Below are 21355 nucleotides of genomic sequence, written 5' to 3'. Positions count from 1 at the left end.
AGTTAGCGCAGAAACGCGCGCTCTTGCTTGCCACCGGCGCGCCCAACGCCGAAAATCGCGCAAAAAGGAGCCGAATCATGGCCCAGGGTTTTCGTTTGCCAGAGATCCTTGAACGTGCCCGCAGCGAGGGGCGCGTGACGGTGGATGAGCTGGCGCAGCATTTTGGCGTCACGGCGCAAACCATCCGCCGCGATCTGGCCGAGCTGGACGATGCCGGCAAGCTGGAGCGCGTGCATGGCGGGGCGATCCTGCGCTCGGGCACGGTGAACATCGGCTATCAGGAGCGCGCGGCGCTGCATGCCGAAGAAAAACGCGCCATTGCCCGCGCCTGCGCCGACGAGATCCCGGAAGGCGCGTCGATCTTCCTGGCCATCGGCACCACGACCGAAGCCGTCGCGCGCGAGCTGCGCCGCCATTCGGGGTTGATGGTGGTGACGAATAACATGAACGTCGCCAATATCCTGGCGGAAAACCCGCAGTGTCAGGTGATCGTGACGGGTGGCACGTTGCGCCGGTCGGATGGCGGACTGACCGGCCCGTTGACCGAGGCGGCAATCCGGCAGTTCAAGGTGGATATCGCCGTCATCGGCTGCTCGGCGCTGGATGCCGAAGGCGATATGCTGGACTATGACATCCACGAGGTCGGCGTCAGCCGCACGCTGATCGCGCAGGCGCGCAAGGCGTGGCTGGTGACGGATGAAAGCAAGCTGAGCCGCACTGCCCCCGCACGGATCGATCTCGCTGGGGGTGCTGGACACGGTGTTCACCGACCAGCCCCTGCCCGCGCCGCTGATGGCGCGCTGTGCGCAGTGGCAGACGCGGGTGGTTACCGCGCCCGTCGAAACAGCCTAAAGCGCCGCGCGGGCGGCGACGGCCTGCATCGCGTGGTGCAGCTCTTCCTTGAGCGTGCCGGCCATGGAGCGAAAGCTGGCCAGTTCGAAGCGGGTCTCGCTGATGCGGATGATCAGTGCGGGCAGATGGTTAAGGGTGGAACGCGCGGACGTGCCGGGCGCGAAGCTGGCAGCCCGCAGGTCCAGCGGGCAGAGCCGGGCCAGCACAGCGGCGGCATCGTCACCCTCAAGCGAAACCCAGACCCACCCGTCGCTCTGATCCGTGACCGCCGCCAGCCCGGCCAGATCCGGCGCAGCCCCGCCCAGCAGAAACGCCATCTCGCGCCCGGCCCAGACCAGACGGGTGGTTCCGTTGCTGACCACCTCACCGGGGGCCGGAAAGCGCAAAGGGCTGAGTGCGGCGGACAAATCACGGCCCGGATAGGGCGCGATCGAGGTGACAGTGCCGGGGTCAAGCGCGGCCAGCGTGGCCCGCCCCAAGGTGACAGGCAGGCCCGTGAGGGCCGGTTGAGCGATCAGATCAGCCACGCATCCGCCCTCCGTCTGGATCAAAGAATACCGGGTCGCAGACTTCGACCAGCACCGAAAGCCCGCGCAGCCCATCAACCAGCCGGATCACCTCGCCATACCGCGCGCGGCCGGTTTTCAGAAAACCGATGCCCAGCCAGCAGCCCAAGGTTGGCGATGGCGCGACCGAGGTGACATAGCCTTGATTATGCTCCCGTTTCGCTGGGTCGGCCTCGTTATAGAGATGCGCCCCGGCAGTGAGCACCTCGCCTTGATTGACCGGCATCAGCCCGACCAGTTGCTCGCGCCCGTCCTCGACCAGACCGGGCCGCAGGCTGGCGCCCTTGCCGATGCAGTCCTTTTTGGCGGACACCATCTTGCCCAGCCCCACATCCCCGGCGGTCACCCGACCGTGGATTTCGGCGTGGGTGATAAAGCCCTTTTCCACGCGCAGGACGTTGAGCGCCTCCATCCCATAGGCGCAACCGCCCAAGGCTTCGGCGGCGCTGACCAGTCGCGCGAACAGCGCGGCACCATAGCGGGTTGGCACGGCGATCTCATAGCCTTCCTCGCCGGAAAACGAGATACGGAACAAGCGCGCCTTGACGCCGCCCAGCATGATGTCGGTGCAGCCCATGAAGGGCAAATCGGCTTCGACACCCAACGCCGCCAGCAGATCGCGCGCTTTTGGTCCGGCAACAGCGAATTGCGCCCAGCCTTCGGTGACCGAGACCATGCGAACATCCCATCCCGCACAGAACGCCTGGTGGACGAAATCCATGTGCCGCATCACCTGACCGGCCCCGGCGGTGGTGGTTGTCACCACAAACTGCTGATCGCTGATGCGCGCGCAGGTGCCGTCATCCATGACGAACCCGTCCTCGCGCAGCATCAGCCCGTAGCGGACGCGGCCCAGCGGCAAGCTGGACATGGTGTTGGTATAGATGAAATCGAGAAACCGTGCCGCGTCAGGCCCTTGCACGTCGATCTTGCCCAAGGTCGAGACGTCGCAGACCCCGACCGCGTTGCGCACCTGACCCACCTCCCGGTCGCAGGCGGCGCGCCACGTGGTCTCGCTCGCCTGCGGGAAATAACTGGGGCGATACCACAGCCCGGCCTCGATCATCGGCGCGCCCATGCTGCGGGTCTGCGCGTCCGAGGTCAGCAGTCGTTTGGGCGCGAAGCCATCGGCGCGGCCCCCGGACCCCAACGCGGCGATGGAGATCGGCACATAGGGCGGGCGATAGGTGGTGGTGCCGGTGGCGGGGATGCCCTGCCCGGTCGCCTCGGCCAGCACGGCCAGCGCGGCCACGTTCGAGGATTTCCCCTGATCCGGCGCCATGCCCTGCGTGGTGTAGCGTTTCATGTGCTCGACGCTGGAATAACCTTCCTGCGCGGCAAGCTTCACGTCCTTGGTGGTCACGTCATTGGCAAAGTCGAGCCATGCGCGCCCCCCGCCTCGACCGCCCAGAAGGGGGCGATGGCGTAGGGGGTATCCTCGGCCTCAGGTAGGTCAGCGGGGCGCGCGGTCAGGCCCAGATCGCTGAGCGCCTCGGCCGCGACGCCAGCGCCATCGGCGAGACAGGCGGCGGTGGAGAAGCGGCCCCGCGCCGCGCCAGCAACGCTCAGGCCCGGCACCATGCCCGGCGTCGGTACAAAGGCGGCGATGCTGTCGTCCCATGTGGGCCGCCCGTTGCGGTGGCAGGCCAGATGCAGCGTCGGGTTCCAGCCCCCGGCCAGCGCCAGCGTGCGCGCCTCGATCATCGAGGTGCCGCCAGCGTGCCGGATCGCCACATCGCGCAGGCCCAGACGGCCGCGCGTGCCGGTGACTTGCGCCTGCGCATAGACCGGGAAGTCCTCAAGAACCGACACCGAGCGGGGATCGACATAAGCGGCAACTTCAATGCCTTGCGCGGTGAGGTTGCGCGCGGTCTGCAGCCCGGATTCATTGTTGGAGAACACCACCACGCGCCCCGGGTTCACCCCCCATTTCGCCAGATGCGCAGCAACGCCCGAGGCCAGCATGACACCGGGCCGGTCGTTATCGGCGTGGGCAATCGGACGCTCCAGCGCGCCCGTGGTCAGGATCGCGCGCTTGGCGACGATGCGCCAGAAACACTCGCGTGGCAGCGCATCTGAGGGCGCGCGGTGCAGGCCCACGCGCTCCAAAGCGCCATAGGTGCCGTCGTCATACGCGCCGGTCACGGTGGTGCGGGTCATCACCCGGACGTTGGGCAAAGAGGCCAGTTCATCCGCCGCCCAGTCCGCCCAGACCGGCCCCGCCATGCCACCGACCATCGGCTGATCGGCGAGCAGACGCCCGCCAAGGCGCACGTCCTCCTCCACCACGATCACATCCGCCCCGGACCGTGCGGCAGTCAAAGCTGCCATCAGCCCGGCAGGCCCCGCCCCGATCACCAACAGATCGCAATGCGCCCAGGCCTTTTCATAGACGCTCTCGTCGTGCAGCCCTGACAAGCGCCCCAGCCCCGCAGCGCGGCGGATCAGCGGCTCGTAGAGCTTTTCCCAGAAGGCGCGCGGCCACATGAAGGTCTTGTAATAGAACCCGGCGCTGAAGAACGGGGCGAGCAGGTCATTGACCGCCAGCAGGTCGAAATTCAACGGCCCGACGTGGTTCTGGCTGCGCGCCTGCAGCCCCTCATAGATCTCTTGCACCGTCGCGCGGACGTTGGGCGTCTGCTGCGCGCCCTCAAGGATTTCCACCAGTGACGATGGATCTTCGCTGCCCGCCGTCATCGCCCCGCGCGGGCGGTGGTACTTGAAGCTGCGCCCCATCAGGCGCGTGCCATTGGCCAGGAGCGCCGAGGCGAGCGTGTCACCCTGAAACCCCTCAACCTCGCGCCCGTCAAAGGCAAAGCGCACCGGGCGCGAACGGTCGATCAGCAGGCCCTTGCCGGGGATGCGGTGCGCATTGGTCATGCCGACACCTCGCTGACCGGACGCGCCGACAGGATCTCATGCGTGACGGTGTTGCGGGTCACTTCCAGCCACGCCTGACAGGGGTCATGATACCACAGATCACGCGTCACCCCGGCAGGGTTGTCGCGCAGGTGCAGGTAGTTGTCCCATGCTTCGAGGTCCGCACCCTCGGCGGGACGGTTCAGATAGTCGGAGGCACCGTAATAGGTGAACTCACGCCGGTCACGCGGGCCGCAACAAGGACAAGGGATGCGCATGGGTTACTCCTGCAGGCCGCGCAATGGGGCGGGCCTTACGTGTTTGGGTATCGCGGGAGAGGGGCTCATTCCATCCCCCGGCACGCATCATCGGGCATCAGCCGCAGCTGGTGGCGCGTGCGCTCTTGCGTCGGGTCGGCAATATCGAAGGTTTCCGAGTCGGGCCCGTACACCAGAAACCGCGCCGTCGACAGCGCCAGCCCCTGTCCCAAGGGCACCACCGCCAGCGACCCGTCGCCGGGGCTTGAGTGACACGTCCCGTCGCGCGCCGAGCAGACCACCGGCACAGAGACCCTGACCCCGGCCAGCCCCACAGCACGGGCGCGCGCGGCATCGGGCAGGCGCACGGCAATGCTGCCTTCGGCCACCGGATAGGTGAAACCGGGCTGCGGTGCACGCAGCAGCAGGCGAAGCGCCAGCAAGCCCTGCCCATGGCCCCGGTCGGAATAGTCGATGCCATAGCAGCCGGGACCGGGCAGCGGGTGAATCTGCGCAAGGGTTTCGCAGGCGGCGGAGGGTGCCGGGTCCAGCACATAGGTTGTCGAAGCGCCACTCTGCTCGGCCAGATCAGAGCTGCCGCCGCAGGACTCCGCGTCACCGATGGCAAACGAAGACGTCTCGATCTGCACCCGGCCATCCGCAAGGCTTTGCGTCGAGAAATGCCCACCGTCACACTCGACGAAACAATCACCCGACGCCTCGCACAGCGCGTCCTGCGTCAGCGTCTGACCGCCCACCCCGTCGCGCGCGCCCTGCCCCTGATCGGCCATCTGCGCCTCGATGATCGCGGCGGGGGACAGACGGTCGGTGGTCTCGGAATAGAACCACAGCCGCAGCGCCGCCACGCCCTGTTCGGGATGCGCCTGCAGATGCGCCGCGTCATAGCTGCGCACGAAGCACCCCTGTTGGGGCGCTTGGGCACCGGCGGTTCCGGCCAGCATCAGGGCAACCCCGGTGGCCAGCGCCCGCTCAATGCAGGTTGTGCTGCGAACCTGTGCCTTCTTCATCCATCAATCCCCTGCCGGTGCGGAACCGGTCCAGCCTGAACCCTGCCGCAACCGGATGCGGCGCGTCGGTCGCCATCAGATGCGCAAGGCACCACCCTGAGGCCGGCACCGCCTTGAACCCCCCGTAATTCCAGCCACAATTGACATAAAGCCCGTCGATATGCGTTTTGTCGATGATCGGCGAGCCATCGGGCGACATGTCCATGATCCCGCCCCACGAGCGCAGCACGCGGGCGCGCCCGATCATCGGCATCAGCGTCATGCCTGCTTCCATCACATGCTCGACCATCGGCAGATTGCCGCGCGCGGCGTAAGAGGCGTAGAAATCCAGATCGCCACCGAATACCAGCCCGCCCTTGTCCGACTGGCTGATATAGAAATGCCCCATGCCAAAGCTGATGACATGGTCGATCACCGGTTTCAGCCCCTCGGTCACGAAAGCCTGCAACACATGGCTCTCGATTGGCAGGCGCATGCCCGCCATTGCCGCCACCTGACTGGAACGCCCGGCGGCCACCATCGCCACCTTTTTGGCCTTGATCGCGCCGCGCGTGGTTTGCACGCCCGTGACCTTGCCATTCTCGATGTCGATGCCCGTCACTTCGCAGTTCTGGATCAGATCGACGCCCAATCGGTCCGCCCCGCGCGCATAGCCCCAGGCCACGGCATCATGCCGGGCCGAGCCACCGCGCGGATGGTAAAGCCCGCCATAAATCGGATAGCGCGTCTGCTCGAAATCGAGATAGGGCAGCTTTTCGCGCACGCCCTCGCGGTCGAGCAGAATCGCATCATCGCCCTGCGCCAGCATCGCATTCCCGCGCCGCGCGAAAGCGTCGCGCTGGCCGTCCGAGTGGAACAGGTTGATCAAGCCGCGCTGCGAATGCATGACGTTGTAGTTCAGCTCGCCCTCCAACCCTTCCCATAACTTCAGGGAATGGCTGTAGAATTCGCTGTTGCCGGGCAGGAAGTAATTGGCGCGCACAATCGTGGTGTTGCGGCCAATGTTGCCACTGCCCAGATAGCCCTTTTCCAGCACGGCGATGTTCTTGAGCCCGTGCTTCTTGGCCAGATAATAGGCCGTCGACAGGCCATGCCCGCCACCACCGATGATGATGATATCATAGGCCGGTTTCGGCTCGGGCCGACGCCAGGCAGGCCGCCAGCCCTTGTTGCCGGACAACCCTTGCGTAAAGACGCGAAAACCGCTGTAGCGCATCACCGAACCCCTTGTCTCGCGCTCCAGACAACCCTGTCCAGTGCGCGATGACAAGCCTCAATCCGACGCTTGCGCCCCGATTGCGACCTCGCGTCCCAAACGATGATCAGTCTGGCAAAGAGCGTGATCCGACAGGCTCTCGATGACCTGACAATGGGCAATATCCGCGCCGTCACAGGCGGTGGTCATGCGCGTCAGCTCGGCCTTGAGCGCTTCCAGCGCCTTGATGCGCGTCTCGACAGCGGCAAGGTGACGGCGGGCAAGGGAATCAGCCGGCGCACACGAGGCCCCGGGCTGGCCCTGCAGGGCAAGCAGCTCGGCGATATCCTCCAGCGCAAAGCCCAGATCCCGGGCATGGCGGATGAAACTGAGGCGATCGATGGCGCTGCGGTCATAAAGGCGGCGGTTGCCCTCGGTGCGGGGCGCTTCGGGCAGCAGCCCGCGCCCCTCGTAGAACCGGATGGTGTTAACCTTAATGCCGCTGATGCGCGCGGCCTCGCCGATGGTGTGGTCAGCCATGGAAATTTCCCCCTTGCTCCTCCAGCGACTGGAGATGTTACGCAAGATCTAGGCCGCGACTCAGGCCTCGACAAGCTGGAAGAAAGACAATGCCCCACGACCACTCCCATGATTTCGACGGCGCCTCAGCCGCCTATCGCCGCGCGCTGATCGCGGTCATCGTGCTGAACGGCGCGCTGTTCTTTGTCGAGATGACCGCCGGCGCCCTGGCGGGCAGCCGCGCGCTGCAAGCCGACGCGCTCGACTTCGGTGCCGATGCCCTGACCTACGCACTGTCGCTGGCCGTGATCGGCCGCGCGCTGACCACCCGCGCCTGGGTGGCGCGCCTCAAGGGCGTGTCCTTGGCGCTCATGGGGCTCTGGGTGCTGGGTTCGGCGCTCTATGACATGCTGGCACCGGGCGTGCCGCGTGCCGAAGTGATGGGGGCAGTCGGTCTGGCGGCACTGGCGGCCAATGTCGCCTCGGTGCTGATCCTGATGCGCTGGCGCGACGGCGATTCCAATGTGCGCTCGGTCTGGCTGTGCTCGCGCAACGACGCGATCGGCAATATCGCCGTGATGGGCGCGGCGGTTGCGGTTGCGGCGCTGAACTCGGGCTGGCCGGATCTGGTGGTTGCCGTGGGTATGGCCGGGCTGTTCCTGTCCTCGTCGGTGCAAATCCTGCGCCGCGCTGGCCACGAAATCGCCCACGGGCATTGAGCTGGCAGGTGCGGGGCTCGGCCCCCATCGAGGGGGCCGAGCCCCGTCCGGGGGCGCTGCCCCCGCCGGGCCGTGCCGGCCCGCCCCCGGGATATTTATCGAGCAAAGAGGGTCGTTAACAAAGGGTTAACCGCGCATTTTCTGTCTGAAAATATCCGCGGGGGGTGAATTCGGCTTTCGCCGAAGAGGGGGCAGAAAGCCCCCCTTTCTGTTGCGCTCTCGGTTAAGGCTTGCTCAGAATGCCGCCACCAACGGGTGCAGCCACGCCGGTCGTCATCGGCCCCGACGTCGGCAGCCCCCGCGCCACGCGGGCGGCGAGAAAGGCGAAAGCCTGTGCCTCGATCATGTCGCCGTCCAGATTGACCGCTTCGACCGCCATCACCGGACAATCACACCCCGCCGCGATCATCGCCATCAGCGTCGCGTTGTGCCGCCCGCCGCCACAGACCAGCACTTTCTCCGGCGCTTTCGGGAAATGCTCGAACGCCAGCGCAACCCCGGTGGCGCAGGCTGCGGCAAGGGTAGCGAGGGCGTCCTGGGCGCTGAGGCCCGACACTTCGGGGACAGGGGCTGCACGGTCGAGCGATTTGGGCGGGATGCGGCGGAAGAAACCGTGCTCGGCAAAACGGTCCAGCAGCGCACCCTGCGGCGTCCCCTGCCCGGCCAAGGCGCCATTCTCATCGCGCGCCATGCCCAGATGCTGCGCGCAATAATCATCCATCGGCGCGTTCCCCGGTCCGCAGTCGAAGGCCACGCAGCCCTGTTCGGGCGCAGGCACCGCCGGGTCGACCCAGGTCACATTCGCCACGCCCCCGATGTTGAGAAACACCACCGGCGCCCGCAGGCCCAGATACCGGGCGAGCGCGTGGTGATAGAACGGGGCCAGCGGCGCGCCCTGCCCGCCCAGCCGCACATCAGACGAGCGGAAATCCCAGACCACCGGCCAACCGAGCACCTGCGCCAGCACCTGACCCGAGCCCGCCTGATGCGTCCCGCGCCCGCCCGGCTCATGCGCCAGCGTCTGGCCGTGAAAGCCCACCATATCGACGGCCTCGAAGCCCGCGAGCAGCTCGGCATGCGCCGTCTCGACCACCTCGCCCGCGGCCTCGACCAGCGGATCCCCCGGCCAGCACCCCAGAGCCGCCCGCAGCACCGCGCGCTCGGGCGCCGTATAGGCCCGGTAGGCGCTCTCGCCGAACCCCGCGATCTCGACCCCGTCGGTCAGCAGCACCGCCGCATCCACCCCGTCCAGCGAGGTTCCCGACATCGTGCCCAGCACGCGTTGCACTCCGGCTTTCAACATGGCTTTCCCTTCGTGCGGCCTTCGCGCTATAGACAGCCCGACCCGCGCGCCGAGGACAAGCGAAATGAGCTACCAACCCAAATCCGAATTTCTGCGCATCATCATCGAGCGCGGCTTTCTGGCCGATTGCACCGATTTGCAGACCCTCGATGACCGGCTGATGGCCGGTGTGGTGCCAGCCTATATCGGCTACGACGCGACAGCACAGTCGCTGCATGTCGGCCATCTGCTGAACATCATGCTGCTGCGCTGGCTGCAAAAGACCGGGCACAAGCCGATCACCTTGATGGGCGGCGGCACCACCAAGGTCGGTGACCCGTCGTTTCGCGCCGATGAGCGCCCGCTGCTGACCACTGAAGCCATCGACGGCAATATCGCCAGCATGAAGCAGGTATTCGCCAAGTATCTCGACTATGGCGACGCGCCTGCCGACGCGATCATGCTGAACAATGCCGAATGGCTGGATCACCTGAACTACCTGGAATTCCTGCGCGATATCGGGCGGCATTTCAGCGTCAACCGGATGTTGTCCTTTGAAAGCGTGAAGTCGCGGATCGACCGCGAGCAGTCGCTCAGCTTTCTCGAATTCAACTACATGATCCTGCAAGCCTATGACTTCCTTGAAATCCACCGCCGCTACGGCTGCTTGTTGCAGATGGGCGGCTCGGACCAATGGGGCAATATCGTCAATGGCATCGACCTGACCCGCCGGGTTCAGGATGCGCAGATCTTTGGCCTGACGACGCCACTTCTGACCACCTCGGACGGCCGAAAGATGGGCAAAAGCCAAGGCGGCGCGGTCTGGCTTAACGGTGACATGCTGTCGCCCTACGAGTTCTGGCAGTTCTGGCGCAACACCACCGACGCCGATGTCGGGCGGTTCCTGAAGCTGTACACCGAACTGCCGGTGGACGAATGCGACCGTCTGGGTGCGCTTGAAGGGTCCGAGGTCAACGCGGCCAAGGTGATCCTGGCGAATGAAGTGACGGCGCTGTGTCATGGCGCCGAGGCGGCCGCGGCCGCCGAAGCCACCGCCCGCGCAGTCTTCGAGCAGGGCGGCACCGGTGACGATCTGCCGCGTGTGGTGCTGAGCGCCCAAGAGGCCGCCGAAGGCGTGTCCGTCGCGCAGCTTTTCGTGCGCGCTGGCCTGGCAAAATCGGGCAAGGACGCCAAACGGCTGATCACCGAGGGCGGCGCGCGGCTCAATGATGAGGCGCTGACGGATGCCGGTCTGATGATCAAGGCCGAGGACCTGTCAGAGCCGCTGAAACTGACGGCAGGCCGCAAGCGGCATGCTCTGGTCGCGCTGGATTGAATGACAGACGTTTAATTGTCTGGCAAATACGGCTTGCCATAAGCTGCTGTTAAGATAACAATTTTCTTTGATAAACTAAAGGGCGTGAGGAGTTATCCTCACGCCCTTCCCCGTTCGCCCGCATCTAATGCCCGGACCGCGCCACCCTTGGTGCCACGCCGAAACGCCGGCGAAACGCCCGCGAAAAACTTGACCGATCGGCAAAACCAGCCCTGAGCGCAATCTCCTGAATCGGATGCGTCGTGTCCGCCATCATCCGCCGCGCCGCCTGCAGGCGCAGCTCCAGATAGGCGGCCCCCGGGCCCTGCCCCAACCCGTCGCGAAACAGCTGCTCCAGCCGTCGCACGCCGACGCCCTGCGCCGCCGCCACAGTTTCCAGCGACAGCGGCTCGTCAAAATGCTGACTCATCAGCGTCAACGCCGCCGACAGGCGCGGATCGCGCGCGCCCGGCAGCAGGCCCGGGCGTTGCGGGCGGGCGCCATCGGCGCGGGTCTCGAACAGGAACGAGATCCGCGACGCGCCCTGCCACGCCCGCACCGCAGCGTGTTCCGATCAGGTGAAGCATCAAATCGGCGGCGGGCACGGCCCCGCCTGCGGTAAAGCGGTTGCGTGAGAGCACGAAGCGGTCCGGCACCACCTCAACCGCCGGGAATGCGGCGGAAAAATCTTCAAGATCCTCCCAATGCACCGTCGCCCGGTGCCCGTCCAGCAACCCGGCCCGCGCCAGCACCCAAGGCCCCGCATCAACGCCACCGATTGCCCGGAACCGCCCCGCCGCCCGCCGCAGCCCGCTCAGCAGGCTGCGCGTGACCACCTCGGCCTGCGAATACCCGGCGATGACGATCAGCACATCCGCACCCTCTGCCGCCGCCAACCCGCCGCGTGCGGGCAGCTCGATGCCGCAGGTTAGCGGCGCAGGTTGGCCGTCAGGTGTGATCACACGCCAGCGAAACCCCTCGCGCCCCAGGTGCCGGTTGGCGGCGCGCAACGGGTCGAGCACCGAGGCCACCTCGAGGATCGAAGCGCGCGGCAAAACCAGCACCGCAATGTCGAGCGGCTGCGTGGACGGGGCAAAAATCGTTGCGGGAATGGCCATATTCATTTCGTAAATCGCCAAGTCCTGCGCCGCAAGCCTGTTACGCTGATCGCAACAAGGGAGTTTACCATGCCGCTGACCATGAACCGTGAGGTCTTCATCACCTGTGCCGTAACCGGCTCGGGCGGAACGCAGGACCGCAGCCCGCACGTGCCCCGCTCGCCGCAACAGATCGCCGACAGCGCCATCGACGCCGCCAAGGCCGGCGCGGCGGTGGTGCACTGCCACGTCCGCGACCCCGAGACCGGCGCCCCCTCGCGCGATCCGGCGCTTTACCGCGAAGTGACCGAACGCATCCGCGATTCGGGTACGGATGTCGTGCTGAACCTGACAGCGGGCATGGGCGGCGACCTTTTGTTCGACGGCACCGAGACGATGAACCGCATGTCACAACGCTCGGATATGGCCGGGGCGGAAGAACGCGTCGCGCATGTGGTCGAGTGCCGCCCCGAAATCTGCACCCTCGATTGCGGCACGATGAACTTTGCCGAGGCCGATTACGTCATGGTCAACACCCCCGGCATGCTGCGCGACATGGCCGCGCGGATGACCGCCTCGGGCGTCCAGATCGAGATTGAAGCCTTTGACACCGGCCATCTGTGGTTCGCCAAACAGCTTGTCGCCGAGGGCATCATCAAAGACCCGGTGCTGGTGCAGCTGTGCATGGGCGTGCCGTGGGGCGCACCGGATGACCTGAACACCTTTCTGGCGATGGCGAACAACGTTCCTGCCGACTGGCACTGGTCCGCGTTCGCGCTGGGGCGCAACCAGATGGCCTATGTTGCGGCCTCGGTACTGGCGGGCGGGAACGTGCGTGTCGGGCTTGAGGACAACCTGTGGCTGGACAAGGGCGTGCTGGCCACCAACGCGCAACTGGTCGAACGTGCCGTTGGCGTGATCGAGGGCATGGGCGCGCGTGTGATCACACCGGCCGAGGTGCGCACCCGGCTGAACTTGGAAAAACGCGCGCCGCTGGCACGCTGAGGGGACGGATATGGCACGCAAGGCAGCAATCATCGGCGGGGGCGTTATCGGCGGCGGTTGGGCCGCGCGCTTCCTGCTCTCGGGCTGGGACGTCGCGGTGTTCGACCCCGACCCCGAAGCGCCGCGCAAGATCGGCGAGGTGCTTGCCAACGCCCGCGCGGCATTGCCGGCACTAGCCGATGTACCGATGCCCGCCGAGGGACATCTGACATTCGCCGAAACGCTGACAGACGCGGTGCAAGGCGCTGACTATATTCAGGAATCAGTTTCCGAGCGGCTGGACCTGAAACACCGCGTGTTCGCCCAAATCCAGCAGGCTGCGCCCGACGCACTGCTCGGATCGTCAACGTCCGGCTTCAAGCCATCGGAATTGCAGGAAAATTCTGCGAACCCGGCGGTGATCTTCGTCGCGCATCCGTTCAACCCGGTCTATCTGCTGCCACTGGCCGAGATTGTCCCGTCGCCAAAGAACGATCCGCAACGCATTGAGGAAGCGAAGGAAATCCTGCGCGAGATCGGTATGTTCCCGCTGCACATCCGCAAGGAGATCGACGCCCATATCGCCGACCGCTTCCTCGAAGCCGTCTGGCGCGAGGCACTGTGGCTGGTCAAGGACGGCGTCGCCACCACCGAGGAAATCGACGAGGCCATCCGCATGGGCTTTGGCCTGCGTTGGGGACAGATGGGGCTGTTCGAGACCTACCGCGTGGCCGGGGGCGAGGCAGGCATGAAGCACTTCATGGCGCAGTTCGGCCCCTGCCTGAGCTGGCCCTGGACCAAGCTGATGGATGTGCCTGAGTTCACAGACGAACTGGTCGATCTGATCGCCGGTCAGTCGGACGCGCAATCCGGCCACCACACGATCCGCGAGCTGGAACGCATCCGCGACCGCAACCTGATCGGCTTTCTGCGCGTGCTGAAGGACAGCAACTGGGGCGCAGGAAAAGTGCTGCTGGAGCATGACGCCCGCCGCCGCGTGACCGCGCCGGACCCGACACCGGACAGCGCAGCACCGTTGGTGCTGGCCCATATGCAGGTGCTGCCGGGCTGGATCGACTATAACGGGCACATGACAGAGAGCCGCTATTTGTTTGCGTCCTCAGAGACTTGCGATGCGTTCCTTCGGCATATCGGCGCCGGCATGGACTATGTCGCAGGCGGTTTCAGCTACTACACCGCCGAAAGCCACATCATGCATGCCGGGGAAGCGAAGCTCGGCGACCGGCTGACCGGCTCGGTGCAGGTGCTGGCGGCTGACGACAAACGGCTGCATCTGTTCATCCGGATCGAGCGTGGCGAGACGCTGGTCGCCTCGATCGAGCAAATGCTGCTGCATGTCGATATGGCCGCGGGAAATCCTGCGCGGCCAGGCCCGAGGTTCTGGCGCGTCTGCGTCCCTTAGTCGAGGCCCACGCCGCGCTGCCGCGCCCGGATACCGCAGGCCGCCATGTCGGACAAAGGAAAAGCTGATGGATTTCGGACTGTCAGACGAACTGCGGATGATTGTCGAGACGACTCGCGCCTTTGTCGAAACCGAGCTTTATCCACATGAAGCACTGGTGGAAAGAACCGGCCATCTGCCGATGGAGCTGATCCGCGAGATCCAGAAAAAGGCTATGGACGCAGGGCTTTACGCGGCGAACATGCCTGAGGAGTTCGGCGGTGCCGGCCTCGATACGCTCAGCTGGTTACTCTACGAGCGCGAGCTTGGACGCGCCAACTATGCCCTGCATTGGACCTGCGTTGCGCGCCCGTCCAACATCCTGCTGGCCGGCACGCCCGAGCAGCGTGAAAAATACCTGATGCCCTGTATTCGGGGCGAGACCTGGGATTGTCTGGCAATGACAGAACCCGGTGCGGGTTCGGATCTGCGTGGAATGACCGCCTCGGCGCGGCAGGACGGCGGGGATTGGGTGCTCAACGGCACCAAGCATTTCATCAGCCACGCCGATATTGCGGGTTTCACCATCGCCTTCATGGCGACCGGAGAAGAAGAAACCGCCCGCGGGCGCAAGAAGCGCATCACGGCATTCTTCGTCGACAAGGGCACGCCGGGATTCACGGTGCGCGACGGCTACCGCAACGTCTCGCACCGCGGCTATTCCAACGCAGTGCTGGAGTTCGACGCGTGCCGCGTGCCTGCCGAGAATGTTCTGGGGGAGGTGCATCGCGGCTTTGATGTCGCCAACCAATGGCTCGGCGCCACCCGCCTGCAGGTCGCTGCCACCTGTCTTGGCCGCGCCGACCGCGCGCTGGGTCACGCGCTGAACTGGGCCGCCGAGCGCAAACAGTTTGGCCAACAGATTGGCAAGTTCCAGGGGGTCTCGTTCAAGCTGGCCGACATGGCGCTGGAACTGAAGGCGGCACAGTTGCTGACGCTCGAGGCCGGATGGAAATTTGATCAAGGCAGCGTGACCGATGCCGATATGGCGATGGCCAAGCTCAAGGCGACCGAGGCGCTGACGATGATCGCCGACGAAGCGATCCAGATCCACGGTGGTATGGGGCTGATGGACGAGCTGCCGCTGGAGCGGATCTGGCGCGATGCGCGGGTCGAGCGGATCTGGGAAGGCACCAGCGAAATCCAGAGGCATATCATTTCACGCGAACTGTTGCGCTCGGTCGGCGGCTGAAGATCGGGGGGCTCCTCGCCCCCCGAACCCCCTCGCCAAAGGGGGACGCACGCGCCCCCCTTTGGAATTCCCCCGTGGATATTTTCAGACAGATGATGGAGCGAAATGTTTACTTTTTGTCCCCATGATAGCGGGGCGGTACAGGCAGGGATGCCGTTGACCGCGACAGGTGATGTTTCCCGGTTCCCTTGGCTGGGGACCGGGCGACAAAGCCGCGATATCATCTGTCCCGAAATATCCTCGGGGGTGAATTGGCCATCGGCCAAGAGGGGGCAGACGGCCCCCCTGCCCGGACGCCTCTTGGCGCGGGTGTCGGGGATGAGAGATCTGTCGCGCCTGCTCAGACCGCGCTCCATCGCCGTGCTCGGCGCCGGATGGGCGGCGAATGTCATCACGCAATGCGCCAAGATGGGGTTCGACGGGCCGGTCTGGCCGGTCCACCCGACACGCGACGCGATTGCGGGCGTTCGCTGCTTGCGGTCGCTGGCAGAGTTGCCGCAGGCACCGGATGCCGTTTTCGTCGGCGTGAACCGTCACGCGACGCTTGATGTGGTCGCAGACCTGTCGGCCATGGGGGCTGGCGGCGCGATCTGCTTTGCCAGCGGCTGGGAAGAGACCGGCGATGCCGCGCTGCAAGCCGCGCTTGTCGCAGCGGCGGGTGCGATGCCGATCCTGGGGCCGAATTGTTACGGCGTCATCAACTACCTCGACGGTGCGCTCCTGTGGCCCGATCAGCACGGCGGACGGCGGGTTGAGCGCGGTGTGGCGCTGATCAGCCAGTCGTCGAATATCGTGATCAACCTCACCATGCAGGCGCGCGGATTGCCGGTGGCCTATGTCGCCTGCCTGGGGAATGCCGCGCAGGTCGGGCTGGCCGAACTGGCGGCGGCAGTGCTGGCGGACCCTCGGGTCACGGCGCTGGGGCTTTATGTTGAGGGCTTCGACGATGCTGCAGGCTTTGCGGCGCTGGCAGAGGCCGCGCGGGCGGCGGGCAAGGGCATCGTTGCGGTAAAGTCGGGCAAGACCGAGGCCTCGCGCGCTGCCGCGACCAGCCACACGGCAGCGCTTGCCGGAAGCGGTGCCGCGAGCGCTGCCTATCTGCGCCAGACCGGGGTTGCCGAAGTTTCCACCTTGGGGGCGCTGATCGAAGCGCTCAAGGTCCTGCACGTGCACGGCCCCGGTATGGGCACGCGTCTGTGCTCTTTGTCCTGCTCGGGCGGCGAGGCCGGGCTGGTCGCGGATCTGGGTGCCAAAGCGGGGATCGCGTTCGAGCCACCAAGCGCGGGACAAAAGGCCCGCATGGGTGCGGTGCTCGGCCCGTTGGTGACGCTCGCCAACCCTCTGGATTACCATACATTCATCTGGGGAGACGGGCCCAAGACCACCGAGGTTTTCACCGCCATGCTCGATGGTTATGACGCCGGCCTCTTCCTCATTGATCCCCCGCGCCCAGACCGCTGCGACCCCTCCAGCTTCGAGCCTGCAATCGCCGCGATCGAAGCGGCGCAGGCGGTAACGGGGAAACCGGCTTTCCCGGTCGCCTCGCTGCCCGAGAATTTTGACGAAACACGCGCGATCGCGATGATTGACCGGGGCATCGTACCGTTGATGGGGCTGGAAACAGCGCTCGAGGCACTCGCGGCGCTGCAAGTGCCGGCCGGACATACCGGGTGGCGACCCTGGCCGGTGATGCCAACACGTGAGGCGCGGATGCTGGATGAAGCGGCAGCGAAGGCCGCGCTCGCGGGGGCTGGCGTGGCGGTGCCCAAGGGGGTGACGGCGGCGACGCTGTCGGCGCTGGACACGTCAGGCCTGCGTGCGCCCTTCGCTCTGAAAGGCCTTGGCTTTGCACATAAGACCGAGGCCGGGGCGGTACGTCTGGGCGTGACCAACCCGTGCACCGAGGCCGAGATGCCGGGTGCGAAGGGTTACTTGTTGGAAGAGATGGTTCAGGGCGGTGTGGCAGAGTTGCTCATCGGCCTGCGCCGCGATCCGGTTTATGGTGCCACGCTGACGCTGGGGCTTGGCGGCGTGACGGCAGAGTTGATCGCCGATACGGTGACGCTGATCGCACCGGTTACCGGCGCGGACATCGGTGTCGCGTTGCGGCGCCTGAAACTCTGGCCTTTGCTCGATGGCTGGCGCGGACGGCCCCGGGCGGATACCGAGGCTGTGATCACGGCCGTTCTGGGCATGCAGGCGATGATGCAGGCCGATACCGGCTTGCACCAGATTGAGGTCAACCCCTTGATCGTCAAAACAAACGGCGCTGTCGCTGCCGATGCCGTCATCTGGAGGGATGCATGAAAGACGTGACCACGGGACCGATCAAAACCCGGCGCGAGGGGGGCATTCTGGAGGTTACACTCGACCGCCCCAAGGCCAACGCGATTGATCTGGCGACCAGCCGGATCATGGGTGACGTCTTCGCGGGTTTTCGCGACGACGACGCGCTCCGTGTCGCGATCCTACGCGCCGAGGGTGACAAGTTCTTTTGCCCCGGCTGGGATCTGAAAGCCGCGGCCGAAGGCGACGCGGTGGATGGGGATTACGGCGTGGGCGGCTTCGGCGGTTTGCAGGAGCTCCCCGATCTGAACAAGCCGGTGATCGCTGCGGTGAACGGGATCTGCTGTGGCGGCGGGCTGGAACTGGCGCTGAGCTGCGATCTGATCCTTGCCTCCGAAACGGCCAGCTTCGCGCTGCCCGAGATCCGCTCGGGCACGGTGGCCGATGCCGCCTCGATCAAGCTGCCCAAGCGCATTCCCTATCACGTCGCCATGGACCTGCTGCTCACCGGGCGGTGGTTCGACGTGCACGAGGCCAGACAATGGGGCTTGATCCGCGAGATTTGCGCGCCGGATCAACTGCTTGACAAAGCGTGGGAGCTGGCACGGCTGTTGGAAAGCGGCCCGCCGCTGGTCTATGCCGCGATCAAGGAAGTCGTGCGCGAAGCCGAAGCGATGCGCTTTCAGGAGGCCCTGGACCGGATCACCGGGCGCAAGTTTCCGACAGTCGACCGGCTCTATGGGTCCGAGGATCTCAAGGAAGGGCAGATCGCCTTTACCGAAAAGCGCGATCCGGTCTGGCGGGGGCGGTAAGGCGCAACCCTTGCCACCCCGCCGCCCGGGCGCTAGTCAAACGGGCGAAAGGGTCTTTGCACCATGCCGTTGCTTTTGCGCCTGTATCTTGGCTTTGCCGCCGTCTCGGCCCCGTTCTGGCGCACTGTGCTCTGGCTGCGCCAGCGCAAAGGGCGGGAGGATTCGGCGCGCGTAACCGAAAAGCGCGGGTATGTCACCCTGCCCCGGCCCACCGGACGGCTGTTGTGGTTCCACGCCGTCTCGGTCGGTGAGGCGCAATCCTTGGTGACGCTGCTGGACCGGCTGACCAAAGCGCACCCTGATCTGAGCATTTTGCTGACCACCCACACCGTGGCCTCGGCGCAGGCGCTGGCACAGCGTGGCCTGCCCGAGCGGGTGGTGCACCAATATGCCCCAGCCGATTACCCCGGCGCGGTGCGGCGGTTCATGGCGCATTGGCACCCCGACGCCCTGATCGTGGCCGAGGCCGATATGTGGCCGGTGATGCTGATGCACGCCAAGCGCGCCGGCTTGGCGATGGTGTTGCTGAACACCCATGTGACCGAGCGGCGCTATAACCGGCGGCGCAAGGCTGCCGCGACGAATGGCTATCTGATGAACATGTTCGATCAGATTCTGGTGCAGGACGCGGTTTCGCTGGAGCGGTTCAAGGATCTGGGCGCACCGGCAGAGAAAATGCAGCTGATGGGCGTGCTCAAGGCCGCCAGTGATCCGCTTCCCGACAAGCCCGAGGACCGCGCGGCGATGCGGGCTGCGATCGGCACGCGGCCTGTGTGGCTGGCGGCGTCGACCAAATCGGCGGAAGAACCACAGTTGATGCAGGCGCAGGCCTTGGCCGTCGCGCAGGTGGCGGATCTGTTGATGCTGATCGCTCCGCGCCAAAAGGCCGAAGCCGACAAGACCGAAGCCGCAGCGCGGGCTCTGTTTCCGGCAACAGCGATCGCCCGGCGGTCACGCGGTGATCAGATCACAGCGGAAACCTTGGTCTATATCGCTGATACGATTGGCGAAATGGGCCTTTGGTATCGTTTGACGCCGGTCGCTTACACAGGCAGTTCAATGCCGGTTGAGGGCTTGGTGTTGACCGGTCACAACCCGTTCGAAGCCATCGCGCTGGGGGTGATGGTGCTGCACGGCCCGCAGATCGGCGATTTTGCGCATGTTTACGGGCGCCTGCACGCCGAAGGCGGCGCGCTTGAAGTGGCCAGCGCCGCCGAGATGGCGCAGGCTGTCACAGCCGCTCAAGATCCGGCTTTCCGCGCCCCGTATCTGGCCGGGGCCGCCAGGATTCACGCCGAGAACATGCACCCGCTGACGATGGTCGTCGCGCTGATGGGTGATCTGCTGCGGGATCTGGACCAGTTGAAACCCGCCTGAGCGCCGCGAGGCCGCCCGTCCGATTGTGCATCAGGTCACAGACTCTGTGCATGGAGTGCGGATTGATCACGCATTCGCGACCGCAGCATTGCGCAATTCATGCGTATCCTGCACGATGCCACACTACCCAGATTACACTCCAGGGAGATTTCCAATGACCAGCCGTTTCGCCGCACTGGCCCTTGCCGCCGCTGTTGCTTTCCCCAGCCTTGCCTCGGCCCAAGAGGTCGACCCCAATGTCCACGCCCGTCAGGCGCTGATGGATCTTTACGCCTATAACCTCGGCGTGCTGGGCGCGATGGCGCAGGCGCGCATGCCCTATGATGCCGACGCGGCCAGCTCGGCGGCGACCAGCCTGTACCATCTGGCACGCTCGGGTTCGGCCCGGATGTGGCCTGCCGGCACCGACAGCATGAGCATCGAAGGCACCCGCGCCCTGCCCGCGATCTGGGATGACATGGCGGGTTTTGGCGAAGACTTCATGGCGCTGCAAACCGCGACCGAAACCATGATGAACGCCGCCGGCACCGATCTGGCCTCGCTTCAGGGCGCGATGGGGCCCTTGGGCAGCGCCTGCGGCGCTTGCCACCAGTCCTTCCGTCAGCCGCAATAAGCCGATGATGAAACGGCTGGTACAAGGCGCCATTGTCCTCGCCGCTGTTGGTGGGGGCGTTTTTTGGGTCCTGACCCGGCCATCGGCGCTGCCAGAGGAAACTTTGGCAGCGCTCACGTCCCACGACGCCGATGCCACGCGCGGCGAGGCGGTTTTCTGGCAAGGCGGCTGCGCCAGCTGCCACACGGCACCGGGTATCGGTGTTGACGCCCCGACCGAAGCGCGGCTGACCCTTGGCGGCGGGCACGACTTCGCAACGCCCTTTGGCACGTTCTATGCACCCAACATATCGATGGACCCGCAACAGGGCATCGGCGCATGGACGCTGACCGACTTCGCCACAGCCGTCACCCAAGGCGTCTCGCCCGACGGTGCACACTACTATCCCGCCTTCCCCTACACGACCTATACCCACGCCACGCCGGGCGACGTCGCTGATCTGTGGGCGTTCTGGCAGACCCTGCCTGCCGACCCGACACCGTCACGCGCGCATGACGTGAGCTTTCCATTTTCGATGCGCCGGGCGGTCGGCATGTGGAAGCTGCTGAATTTCAATACTGATTTCGTGCGACCCGTTCCCACCGATCCGGTGGAAGCGCGCGGTCACTATCTGGTCGAGGCTTTGGGCCATTGCGGCGAATGCCACACCCCGCGCGATGCGTTGGGCGGTCTGGACCGCGCAAACTGGCTGGCCGGAGCGCCCAATCCTGTGGGCCAGGGCCGGATCCCTGCACTGCCGCCCCAAGGCTGGGGCGCTTTCGACATCACCGCCTATCTTGAGACAGGCTTCACCCCCGAATTTGATACGGCCGGAGGTGAAATGGCTGGTGTCATTGCGAACACCAGCCGGATTTCGGCCCAGGATCGCGCTGCGATCGGGGCTTATCTGGTGACGCTCAGATCATCGCCCAATCCGTGAAGCGCGTCGTCGGGCGCGGTT

At 65.6% G+C, this 21355-nt stretch carries 18 protein-coding genes and 2 pseudogenes; 11 read left to right on the top strand and 9 right to left on the bottom strand.

Annotated elements, in window-relative coordinates; genetic code table 11:
* Window positions 1-77 precede the first annotated feature (77 nt).
* Window positions 78-852 (top strand): annotated as a pseudogene (locus OKW52_RS12015) (DeoR/GlpR family DNA-binding transcription regulator).
* On the opposite strand, the gene OKW52_RS12010 reads toward OKW52_RS12015, so the two are convergent.
* The 6 genes and pseudogenes from OKW52_RS12010 to OKW52_RS11985 all read right to left on the bottom strand — a co-directional run bounded on the left by OKW52_RS12010 (window position 849) and on the right by OKW52_RS11985 (window position 7297).
* Complete coding sequence (locus OKW52_RS12010) at window positions 849-1379, bottom strand: sarcosine oxidase subunit gamma (RefSeq protein WP_264505913.1); 531 nt, start codon at window positions 1377-1379, stop codon at window positions 849-851. The pseudogene OKW52_RS12015 and the gene OKW52_RS12010 sit on opposite strands and share 4 nt — an antisense overlap.
* Window positions 1372-4298: pseudogene (locus tag OKW52_RS12005) on the bottom strand (sarcosine oxidase subunit alpha family protein). The gene OKW52_RS12010 and the pseudogene OKW52_RS12005 overlap by 8 nt, the downstream one beginning before the upstream one ends.
* A complete protein-coding gene (locus OKW52_RS12000) occupies window positions 4295-4555 on the bottom strand; it encodes a sarcosine oxidase subunit delta (protein ID WP_264505912.1) in 261 nt (86 codons plus the stop codon). Before OKW52_RS12000 ends, OKW52_RS12005 begins: the two are co-directional and overlap by 4 nt.
* Window positions 4556-4620: 65 nt before the next feature.
* On the bottom strand, window positions 4621-5562 hold the full coding sequence (locus tag OKW52_RS11995; protein WP_264505911.1) for a hypothetical protein: 942 nt from the start codon (window positions 5560-5562) through the stop codon (window positions 4621-4623).
* Window positions 5525-6778: a sarcosine oxidase subunit beta family protein gene (locus OKW52_RS11990; protein ID WP_264505910.1), complete on the bottom strand. Its 1254-nt coding sequence runs from the start codon at window positions 6776-6778 to the stop codon at window positions 5525-5527. The genes OKW52_RS11995 and OKW52_RS11990 overlap by 38 nt, the downstream gene beginning before the upstream one ends.
* Before the next feature lie 57 nt (window positions 6779-6835).
* A complete protein-coding gene (locus OKW52_RS11985) occupies window positions 6836-7297 on the bottom strand; it encodes a MerR family transcriptional regulator (RefSeq protein ID WP_264505909.1) in 462 nt (153 codons plus the stop codon).
* Between the two features lie 89 nt (window positions 7298-7386).
* Here OKW52_RS11985 and OKW52_RS11980 point away from each other — a divergent pair, with 89 nt between their 5' ends.
* Complete coding sequence (locus tag OKW52_RS11980; RefSeq protein WP_264505908.1) at window positions 7387-7995, top strand: cation transporter; 609 nt, start codon at window positions 7387-7389, stop codon at window positions 7993-7995.
* A 223-nt stretch (window positions 7996-8218) separates the two neighbouring features.
* Here OKW52_RS11980 and OKW52_RS11975 read toward each other — a convergent pair whose 3' ends face one another.
* A complete protein-coding gene (locus OKW52_RS11975; RefSeq protein ID WP_264505907.1) occupies window positions 8219-9298 on the bottom strand; it encodes an anhydro-N-acetylmuramic acid kinase in 1080 nt (359 codons plus the stop codon).
* Window positions 9299-9362: 64 nt separating this feature from the next.
* Between OKW52_RS11975 and tyrS the strand changes: the two genes are divergently transcribed.
* Window positions 9363-10613 (top strand): tyrosine--tRNA ligase, encoded by a 1251-nt coding sequence (tyrS, locus tag OKW52_RS11970; RefSeq protein WP_264505906.1) that lies wholly within the window; start codon window positions 9363-9365, stop codon window positions 10611-10613.
* A gap of 124 nt (window positions 10614-10737) precedes the next feature.
* Here tyrS and OKW52_RS11965 read toward each other — a convergent pair whose 3' ends face one another.
* Both OKW52_RS11965 and OKW52_RS11960 read right to left on the bottom strand, forming a co-directional pair.
* Entirely contained in the window at window positions 10738-11022 is a 285-nt protein-coding gene (locus OKW52_RS11965; protein WP_264505905.1) for a helix-turn-helix domain-containing protein, read from the bottom strand.
* Window positions 11006-11710 carry an AraC family transcriptional regulator gene (locus tag OKW52_RS11960; RefSeq protein WP_264505904.1) on the bottom strand — a complete coding sequence of 235 codons (705 nt, stop codon included), beginning with the start codon at window positions 11708-11710 and terminating at the stop codon, window positions 11006-11008. Before OKW52_RS11960 ends, OKW52_RS11965 begins: the two co-directional genes overlap by 17 nt.
* A 69-nt stretch (window positions 11711-11779) precedes the next feature.
* Here OKW52_RS11960 and OKW52_RS11955 point away from each other — a divergent pair, with 69 nt between their 5' ends.
* The 8 genes from OKW52_RS11955 to OKW52_RS11920 all read left to right on the top strand — a co-directional run bounded on the left by OKW52_RS11955 (window position 11780) and on the right by OKW52_RS11920 (window position 21334).
* Complete coding sequence (locus OKW52_RS11955; protein WP_264505903.1) at window positions 11780-12694, top strand: BKACE family enzyme; 915 nt, start codon at window positions 11780-11782, stop codon at window positions 12692-12694.
* Between the two features lie 10 nt (window positions 12695-12704).
* Window positions 12705-14096 (top strand): carnitine 3-dehydrogenase, encoded by a 1392-nt coding sequence (locus tag OKW52_RS11950; RefSeq protein WP_264505902.1) that lies wholly within the window; start codon window positions 12705-12707, stop codon window positions 14094-14096.
* 67 nt (window positions 14097-14163) lie between these two features.
* Complete coding sequence (locus OKW52_RS11945; protein WP_264505901.1) at window positions 14164-15327, top strand: acyl-CoA dehydrogenase family protein; 1164 nt, start codon at window positions 14164-14166, stop codon at window positions 15325-15327.
* A gap of 318 nt (window positions 15328-15645) precedes the next feature.
* Entirely contained in the window at window positions 15646-17634 is a 1989-nt protein-coding gene (locus OKW52_RS11940; protein WP_264505900.1) for an acetate--CoA ligase family protein, read from the top strand.
* Window positions 17631-18425: a carnitinyl-CoA dehydratase gene (locus OKW52_RS11935; RefSeq protein WP_264505899.1), complete on the top strand. Its 795-nt coding sequence runs from the start codon at window positions 17631-17633 to the stop codon at window positions 18423-18425. Before OKW52_RS11940 ends, OKW52_RS11935 begins: the two co-directional genes overlap by 4 nt.
* Window positions 18426-18488: 63 nt before the next feature.
* Window positions 18489-19802: a 3-deoxy-D-manno-octulosonic acid transferase gene (locus OKW52_RS11930; RefSeq protein ID WP_264505898.1), complete on the top strand. Its 1314-nt coding sequence runs from the start codon at window positions 18489-18491 to the stop codon at window positions 19800-19802.
* A 154-nt stretch (window positions 19803-19956) separates the two neighbouring features.
* Window positions 19957-20415 (top strand): c-type cytochrome, encoded by a 459-nt coding sequence (locus OKW52_RS11925; protein ID WP_264505897.1) that lies wholly within the window; start codon window positions 19957-19959, stop codon window positions 20413-20415.
* Window positions 20416-20518: 103 nt separating this feature from the next.
* Entirely contained in the window at window positions 20519-21334 is an 816-nt protein-coding gene (locus OKW52_RS11920) for a c-type cytochrome (RefSeq protein ID WP_319800467.1), read from the top strand.
* The last annotated feature ends 21 nt before the right edge of the window (window positions 21335-21355 follow it).

It is taken from the genome of Pararhodobacter zhoushanensis (assembly GCF_025949695.1).
Taxonomy (GTDB): domain Bacteria; phylum Pseudomonadota; class Alphaproteobacteria; order Rhodobacterales; family Rhodobacteraceae; genus Pararhodobacter; species Pararhodobacter zhoushanensis_A.
Note: the sequence above shows the minus strand (reverse complement) of the source record. Positions and strands in the feature narration are given on the sequence as shown.